We start from the raw sequence: 7,193 nt of genomic DNA, 5'->3' as shown, positions 1-7,193 counted from the left end.
GGGCCGCTAGCTCATTTCTCTGAGCGGCCGCTCTCACGACTCACCACCGGCAGCTTGTGGCCGGCTTCAGCCCTTGAACTCCAGCCAGGCATCTGCATGGCGCCGCGACGATGGGCCAAGTGCGGCAAGAAACTGCGGGAGCACGCCCAGTTCACTGGCTGAGGCGACTAGCCCTTCGATGAACCCTGTGGCCACTATCGTCACCAAAGCAATATCCCCGCTCTCCATCGCGGTCTCAACCAGCAAGATCGCTCGCCGTGTCTCAGCGGCAGCTGGATTCTTTGAGACGTCCAACAACCGATCGACGAAGCTCGACAACAGCGTCGTCTCCGGCGGCTCTTGCGGCGTCCAACTCTCATCAGCCTCGTACAAGACTGGCTTCAGAACTGGTGAGTTGGCCAGCACCTCGATGAATGCGCGAGTGGATTTCTTCATACATTTAACGGGTCGTGCGAACGGCCGGTTGTGGCCGATAGTACGCGTTCAACGACGAAGCGCGGATGACAACAACCGCTGCTGGGAAATCATCGGCCGGATTTCCTCCATGGGCCGTTGCGGGCCGAAAGCGCCCCACTACAACCCCTCGTCAGAGAGCCCCCTCACCCCGCCACCACCCGATTCCGCCCCGCGTTCTTCGCCTGGTACAGCGCCGCATCTGCACGCGCCAGCAGTTTGTCCATGGAGTCGTTCTGCGGCAGGCTCAGGGTTACGCCGATGCTGACGGTGCAGCCCACCTCCTTGCCGTGGGGTGCGCAAGCGGCCCGGATGCGCTCGGCCACTTGAAGGGCTGCGTCCAGAGGGGTGTTGGGCAGCAGCAGCGCAAATTCCTCCCCGCCAAAGCGGCCCAGCAGGTCCTTGTTGCGCAGGCAGCGCTGTACCTTGGCGGCGAACTCCACCAGTACGCGGTCGCCGGCCTGGTGGCCGTGGGTGTCGTTGATGGACTTGAAGTGGTCGAGGTCCATCATCAGCAGGGCCAGGGGTTGGCCGGTGCGGTGGCTGCGCTCCAGCTCGATGGCGCAGGCCTCGTCCATGTAGCGCCGGGTCAGGGTGTTGGTGAGCGAGTCGCGGGTGGCCAGCAACTCCAGCTCGGCCCGCAGGCGGTCGCCGGCCATCAGCACGGCGCCCACCGAAAACAGCAGGATGGACACGGAAAAGCTGGCGATGAACAGCGCATGCTGGGGCGTGGCGTTCAGGATGGTGTCGCCCGTGGGCAGAAAGAACGTGGTGGCAAGCCGCACCAGTTGAATCGCGGCGATGTAGGCCAGCACCCCCACCGTGAGCCAGCGCGAAAAGCTGCCCATGCCCTGCCGCACGATGAACCAGGCGTGCACCGCAAACATCACGGCCATGAGTGCGGTGATGAGACGCAGGCGCGCGGCGTAGTTGGGGTCGCCCCAGGTAAACCACATGGTGCCCAGCACCACGGCGGCAATGGTGCCCAGCCAGCGCCACGTGGCCGGGCGCACCCCATGAAAACGCTGGGTGCCTGCGTACAAGCCATACACGCCCCAGCTCAGCAGAAAATTGGGTACGGCCGTGGTGAGGATTTCAGGCAGCTGGCCGCGCGATGCCGCCAGGACGCCGCCCACCACGATGATCAGCAGCGCCTGCGCCCAGCGGCCTGGGCCCTGGATGCTGGGCGGGTAGCTGCGCTTGAGGGCCCACAGCACCAGGGCCATCAGCGCGCTCATGGCACTGATCAACACGATGGCGGTACGCGGGTCTAGCACGTTCATGGTGGTGCCAGTTTGCCGGAATCGTTCCGGTTTGGGGACGGGGTGCGCAGGCCAGGGCGTTAAAGCATGAAGGGACGCCATGCACCGTCACCTGCAAACTACGCGCTGCAAAGGATGACGTTGAGGGTATGGGCAGGCTCAATGGGCAGCAAGCGGTTGAACCACGGGCCGGGGCCACCCGGGGTTCTGCATTTATTTGCCCAGGGTTGTTTGCTCACCATTTAATAGCAAATAGCGCTTATTCTTCAAGCGCTAGAGCCATATTCCACTCAAAACGATGGCCATCTGCGGCGTGCGCCCTGCCCTTCAAGGCGTGAAGGCGCGCACGCACCGCATCTGCAGGTTTTGGGTCTTGGGAAGTGTCACCGGATTGCCGATGGAAAAATCATTGATCCATGCGTCGGTCGTGGGCGAGGCCGAACCCTCGGTGGAGCTCCAATAGAGGGCGTTGGTGAAGCCGCCTACCTCCACCCTGTTGGTATACAGCGCCGCGAGCTGGTTGCGGGCGGGCAGGAACCAGTCGCTGTAGCAGATGTTGCCCGGCTGGCAGGGCGTATTGCCTTGCGAATCGACCTGGTAGGTGCTGCACAGTTGTGCGGCATAAACACCCGCACCCAGGGTCGCTCCGACGGCGGCGGTGTTGCTGGCGCCGTCGGTGTCGCTTTGCGCACCCGGCCCCACGGCCGTGCCGAAGCCACCCCACCCGATCCCGGTGTTGTTGTCTGCCGTGGCCGCAATCAGGTTGTTCAACCCGCCGTTGATCACCGCGATCACGCCGCCCCCGCTGCTTTGCCCCACAGCGGTGGCAAGGTAGGTATAGCCGTTGGTCAGCTGGGCGGCCCCGGCGGGGGTATTAACCACCACGTCCACCACACCCACCGCGTGTGCGGGTGTGACGGCTGTAATGGTGCTGGAGTTGATCACGTTGACCGACGTTGCTGGCACCCCGTCAAACGTGACGCTGGTGGCGCCGGTCAGCCCGGTACCGGTCAGCGTGACGCCAACCCCGCCCGATGCGGTGCCGGAGTTGGGGCCGATGGCGGTCAGTGTGCTCGGCACGACTGCAGTGAGATAGGTATAGCCGTTGACCAGCGAGGCGGCCCCGGCGGGGGTGGTGACCACCACGTCCACCACACCCACGGCGTGCGCGGGCGTGACGGCCGTGATGGTGGTGGCGTTGACCACGGTGACCGAGTTTGCAGGCACGCCGCCAAAGGTGACGCTGGTGGCGCCGGTCAGCCCGGTTCCGGTCAGCGTCACCGCAGTCCCGCCCAATTCGGTGCCGGAGCTGGGGCTGCTGCTGGTCAGAACGGCTGCGGTGAGATAGGTATAGCCACCAGCCAGCTGGGCGGCCCCGCCCGGGGTGATGACCACCACATTGACGGTACCGGCTGCGTGCGCTGGTGTGACGGCGGTGATGGTGGTGGCGTTGACCACGTTGACCGAGGTTGCAGGCATCCCGTCAAACGTGACGCTGGTGGCGCCGGTGAACCCGGTGCCAGTCAGCGTGACGCCGGCCCCGCCCGATGCGGTGCCGGAGCTGGGGCTGAGGGCGGTCAGCGTGGCGCCAGAGGCATAGAGGCTGCGGCAGATGGCCTCGACATCCACCCGGCAGGTGGCGCCGTTGGCCAGCATGGCCCCCACGCCGCAGGCGGGATGGGGCGATGGCGTGGGCGGCCCGGGGGGCAGCAAGGTGTTGGCCGGGTTGGTGGCAAAACACTGGGCCAGATTGGGAGGGGCGATGGCTGCAATCCGCAGCGCAGCGCCTGAGCTATTGCTGAAGTCCGCAGGCTGAAAGCCCGTGAAGCCGCCGGCCGTGATCGGGCTGACGGTGATGGGCAGGGTCTCGCCAGCAGGATGGGTGAACGCGCTGACAACCTGCGCCATCAGGCCCGACCCCTGCCCCGCCAGGCCCGCCACCGCAGCCACCAGCAGCAGCGACACCACACGCCGCACACCGTGGCTGTGGCGCAGCGACCACCACCCGGCCAGTGCAACCGCCACCAGCAAGGCGACCAGCGCCAGCGGGTTGTCCACCGGTACATTGGCCACGGCAGGGGCACCACTGGAGATCGTTTGGGCCGAGGCGGCAAAGGGCAGCGCGGCCACCAGCATTGCCAGCAGTGCCAACAGGCCAGTGCTTCCGGGTTTGGTGTTCATCAGTGGATGCCTCTGGGGTGGTTGGGATGGCGGCGAGATAGTTGCAAATTATCACAATCGCTGAAGCGGGAGCGGATGTGGCGCGTGGAGGTGGCCCGGAGCACCGCCCAAGCCATACAGCGCCTGGGCATGAAGCCCCATGCTGAACACGCTTGCAGCACGCTCCTAACCATGTCTGGCTGGCATCATTGCGTCCCGACGCCGCCATTTGCCAGCCCATCCGCATCACCCCAGGGAGTTGCCCATGCCCAGCCGCCATCCAGACGCCACCCTTGCCACCCAACGCCTGCTGCACGCCAGCCCAAGCCAGGTGTTTGCCGCCTTCCGGCAGCCAGAGCTGCTGGCACGCTGGTGGGGGCCGGCGGGGTTTACCAACACGTTCGAGCGGTTTGACTTTGCGCCGGGCGGGCGGTGGGTGTTTGTGATGCACGGCCCGGACGGCACGCACTACCCCAACGAGAACGTGTTCCGCGCCATCGAGCCCGACACGCGGATCGTGATCGAGCATGTGATGGCGCCGCTGTTCACGCTGACGGTGGAGCTGGCCCCCCACGGCGAACACCACACCCACCTGGCCTGGGCACAGGAATTTGCCAGCACTGAACTGGCGGCCAGGCTGCGCGAGCTGGTCATCCCCGCCAATGAGCAGAATCTGGACCGGCTGGAGGCGGTGCTGGCCACATTGACCGACAAGGAGACCCCATGAGCATCGCGAAACCCCCCGAAGGCCCGCCCGCATCGGTGCTGATCGACGAGCGCATCGCCCACCTTCAGGACTGGCGCGGGCCCGTGCTGGGCCGCATGCGCCAGCTGATCCACGAGGCGGCGCCCGAAGTGGTGGAGGAGTGGAAGTGGAAAGGCACGCCCGTGTGGTCGCTGGGCGGCATTCTGTGCACGGGCGAGTCGTACAAGACCGCGGTGAAGCTGACCTTTCTGAAAGGTGCTTCATTGCCAGACCCGGCAAAACTCTTCAACGCCAGCCTGGATGGCAACGCCCGGCGCGCGATTGATATCCACGAAGGGGACACCGTGGACGCGGAGGCCTTCAAGGCGCTGATCCGTGCAGCGGTGGCCTTGAATGCCGAGGGTGCCAAGGCCAAGGCAAAACCAGCGCGGGCTGCAGGGGCAGCCCATTAGTCAGGTCCGTTAGTCAGGCCCGAAAGGTCTGCGCGAAATGGCCTGGCTTGATTGCTACTTTTTCAATAGCAATCAAACGTTACCCATCAAGCGCCAGGGCCGATTTTTATCAAAATCTACTGACCCGAACCCGCTGCCCCCGCGCCGCTGCGGTAGCGCCACTGCACCTTCAGTGCCGTCGCCTCCCCCTGCGCCAGGGTGCGCAGGCCGGGCTGCCCGGGCTGGTGGAAAGCGTCGATGGGCTGGGTGATGGGTTCAAAACAGAAGGCGGAGCCCTGGGGTGGGCGGTAGATCAGGCAGTAGTGCCGGGCGGTGCCACCGTCTTGCGCAAAGTCGGGCATGTGGGCGGTCAGGTGCAGTCCGCGCTCGGGCCAGTCGATTTGCGCCGTGCCGCCCCAGCCCGTGTAGGCGTTGTCGATCAGGCCGCCATGGGCCGAAGCACCGGCATTCAGGTCCCAACCTGGGGGGAAATGCTGCGTCAGTTCGGTGGGCAGCGGGTCGTTGCCGCACAGCCAGACGGCCTGCACCGGGGCCGTGATGCGCGTGGCGGGCGTGCGCGGAAACCAGGGGTGCAGGCCCAGGCCGTAGGGCAGCGGCTCTGGCCCCAGGTGGCGCACCTGCACCGACTGGTCGAGGCCGCCATCCACCAGGCGGAAGGTCTGCACACATTCGTAGTCGTACGGGTTGCCGTCGAAGTGCTGCGAGCGCAAGGTCATCTGCAGCGTGTCGGCCGCTGGCTGGGTGATCTGCCAGGGCTGCAGCCAGCCGTCGCCATGGATGGGATAGGGCTCGCCCGCGCGGTTGGGCTGCATGGGGTGGAACTGCCCGGCGTGCTCAAACCCGCCGCCGCTGATGCGGTTGGACCAGGGTACCATGGCAAAGGACGCCATCTGGTACAGGTCCGGCGTCTTGCCGTCCCACGGCCGCCACAGGTCGATGCGGGCCTGCGAACCCTCCGGGTCGTCGATCTGCCAGGCAGCCACGCTGCCGCCCAGCGAGGGCACCAGGCCAAGATGCTGGCCGGCGTGGTGCAGCCAGACGATGGGGTGGGAGGCCTCGGTCATGGGTGGGCTTTCTGAAAAGGGTTGAAAAAAGGAATGGCAGGATGGGCGGGGGCTGTCCGGCACGCTGACGGGCCTGCAGGAACACAGGCAATGCCAGGTGCAGGGCTCTCAGCCGCCAAACGGATGGGCCGGCAGGCCCAGGCTGTCGGTGTCCACCGCAAACAGCGCGCCGGCCAGGGGCTCGGCAGCGAGCTGCTCGGGGGTGAGGCCCACCCGCGCCGAAGTGATGAACAGCGTGCGCAGGTCGGCGCCGCCAAAGGCACAGGTGGTGACCTGGCTCACCGGCAAGGTCACGCGGCCCAGCTCGGCGGCGGTGACGGGGTCGTGGCAGGTGACGCACCAGCCGCCCCAGTGCGCAATCCACACGCGGCCCTGGGCGTCGGTCGTCATGCCATCGGGCAGGCCGTCTTCGGGCAGCCAGTGTTTCCACAGCGTTTTGTTCGACACCGTGCCGGTGGCGGGGTCGCTGTCGTAGCGGTAGGTGTTGCCTTCGATGGTGGCGTTGAAATACATGGCCGTGCCCTGCCCCGTGCCAGACCAGGTGGGGCCATTGGTCACGGCAAAACCGTCGTCGTGGCGCGTGCAGCGTCCATCGGGGTCGTAGCGGTAGAGCGCGCCGGTGGGGGCCTCGCAGGCAAAGTCCATGGAGCCCGCCCAGAACCGGCCCTGCGCATCGCACTTGCCGTCGTTGAAGCGGTTGCCCGGGCGCTCGGGCTCGGGCTGGTGCAGGTAGCGGGGGGCGGCATCGGTGGCTGGGTCGAACAGGGCAAAACCCCGGCGCAGGGTCACGATGAGGCCCGGTGCCTGGGCGCGTTCGGCCAGGGCAGAGATTTCTTCGGCAAAGGTCCAGCGCTGCAGCGCGCCGCTGGCGGGGTCCCACCGGTGCAGGTGGCATGCAAGGATGTCCACCCAGTACAGGGCCTGTTCGCGCACAGACCACAGCAGGCCTTCGCCCAGTTCGCAGCCCAACGCCTGCACACAGCGCACGGCCCCGGCCACGGGGGTAGCAAAGGCAGCGCCCGCAAGCGGTTGGAGGGGGTTATCCAGGTGGTGCACGCTTGTCTCCGGTAGTTTTTTTGCACTTGCCTGCTGCCAG

7 protein-coding genes are annotated in these 7,193 nt (G+C 66.3%); 2 read left to right on the top strand and 5 right to left on the bottom strand.

Annotation, left to right across the window (positions count from 1 at the left end):
- Nucleotides 1-66: 66 nt before the first annotated feature.
- From ASE52_RS03855 to ASE52_RS03845, 3 genes are all read right to left on the bottom strand, one after another.
- Complete coding sequence (locus ASE52_RS03855) at nucleotides 67-435, bottom strand: hypothetical protein (RefSeq protein ID WP_057223939.1); 369 nt, start codon at nucleotides 433-435, stop codon at nucleotides 67-69.
- A gap of 164 nt (nucleotides 436-599) precedes the next feature.
- Nucleotides 600-1,736 carry a GGDEF domain-containing protein gene (locus tag ASE52_RS03850; RefSeq protein ID WP_057223936.1) on the bottom strand — a complete coding sequence of 379 codons (1,137 nt, stop codon included), beginning with the start codon at nucleotides 1,734-1,736 and terminating at the stop codon, nucleotides 600-602.
- A 306-nt stretch (nucleotides 1,737-2,042) separates the two neighbouring features.
- On the bottom strand, nucleotides 2,043-3,896 hold the full coding sequence (locus ASE52_RS03845; protein ID WP_057223935.1) for a midcut-by-XrtH protein: 1,854 nt from the start codon (nucleotides 3,894-3,896) through the stop codon (nucleotides 2,043-2,045).
- Nucleotides 3,897-4,140: 244 nt separating this feature from the next.
- On the opposite strand from ASE52_RS03845, the gene ASE52_RS03840 reads away from it, so the two are divergent.
- Nucleotides 4,141-4,602 carry an SRPBCC domain-containing protein gene (locus ASE52_RS03840; RefSeq protein ID WP_057223933.1) on the top strand — a complete coding sequence of 154 codons (462 nt, stop codon included), beginning with the start codon at nucleotides 4,141-4,143 and terminating at the stop codon, nucleotides 4,600-4,602.
- Nucleotides 4,599-5,033, top strand: coding sequence for a DUF1801 domain-containing protein (locus ASE52_RS03835; protein WP_057223931.1), 435 nt, complete (start codon nucleotides 4,599-4,601; stop codon nucleotides 5,031-5,033). The genes ASE52_RS03840 and ASE52_RS03835 overlap by 4 nt, the downstream gene beginning before the upstream one ends.
- A 116-nt stretch (nucleotides 5,034-5,149) precedes the next feature.
- Here the strand turns inward: ASE52_RS03835 and ASE52_RS03830 are convergent, their stop codons facing one another.
- Both ASE52_RS03830 and ASE52_RS03825 read right to left on the bottom strand, forming a co-directional pair.
- Entirely contained in the window at nucleotides 5,150-6,097 is a 948-nt protein-coding gene (locus ASE52_RS03830) for an aldose 1-epimerase (RefSeq protein ID WP_057223929.1), read from the bottom strand.
- Between the two features lie 108 nt (nucleotides 6,098-6,205).
- A complete protein-coding gene (locus ASE52_RS03825) occupies nucleotides 6,206-7,153 on the bottom strand; it encodes an SMP-30/gluconolactonase/LRE family protein (protein ID WP_140426128.1) in 948 nt (315 codons plus the stop codon).
- Nucleotides 7,154-7,193: the final 40 nt, after the last annotated feature.

The organism is Acidovorax sp. Root275 (assembly GCF_001428965.1).
Taxonomy (GTDB): domain Bacteria; phylum Pseudomonadota; class Gammaproteobacteria; order Burkholderiales; family Burkholderiaceae_C; genus Acidovorax; species Acidovorax radicis.
Note: the sequence above shows the minus strand (reverse complement) of the source record. Positions and strands in the feature narration are given on the sequence as shown.

Bases quoted from the DNA above. Each gene is read 5' to 3' on its own strand.
- ASE52_RS03855 (WP_057223939.1), bottom strand. From the start codon at position 435: ATGAAGAAATCCACTCGCGCATTCATCGAGGTGCTGGCCAACTCACCA.
- ASE52_RS03850 (WP_057223936.1), bottom strand. From the start codon at position 1,736: ATGAACGTGCTAGACCCGCGTACCGCCATCGTGTTGATCAGTGCCATG.
- ASE52_RS03845 (WP_057223935.1), bottom strand. From the start codon at position 3,896: ATGAACACCAAACCCGGAAGCACTGGCCTGTTGGCACTGCTGGCAATG.
- ASE52_RS03840 (WP_057223933.1), top strand. From the start codon at position 4,141: ATGCCCAGCCGCCATCCAGACGCCACCCTTGCCACCCAACGCCTGCTG.
- ASE52_RS03835 (WP_057223931.1), top strand. From the start codon at position 4,599: ATGAGCATCGCGAAACCCCCCGAAGGCCCGCCCGCATCGGTGCTGATC.
- ASE52_RS03830 (WP_057223929.1), bottom strand. From the start codon at position 6,097: ATGACCGAGGCCTCCCACCCCATCGTCTGGCTGCACCACGCCGGCCAG.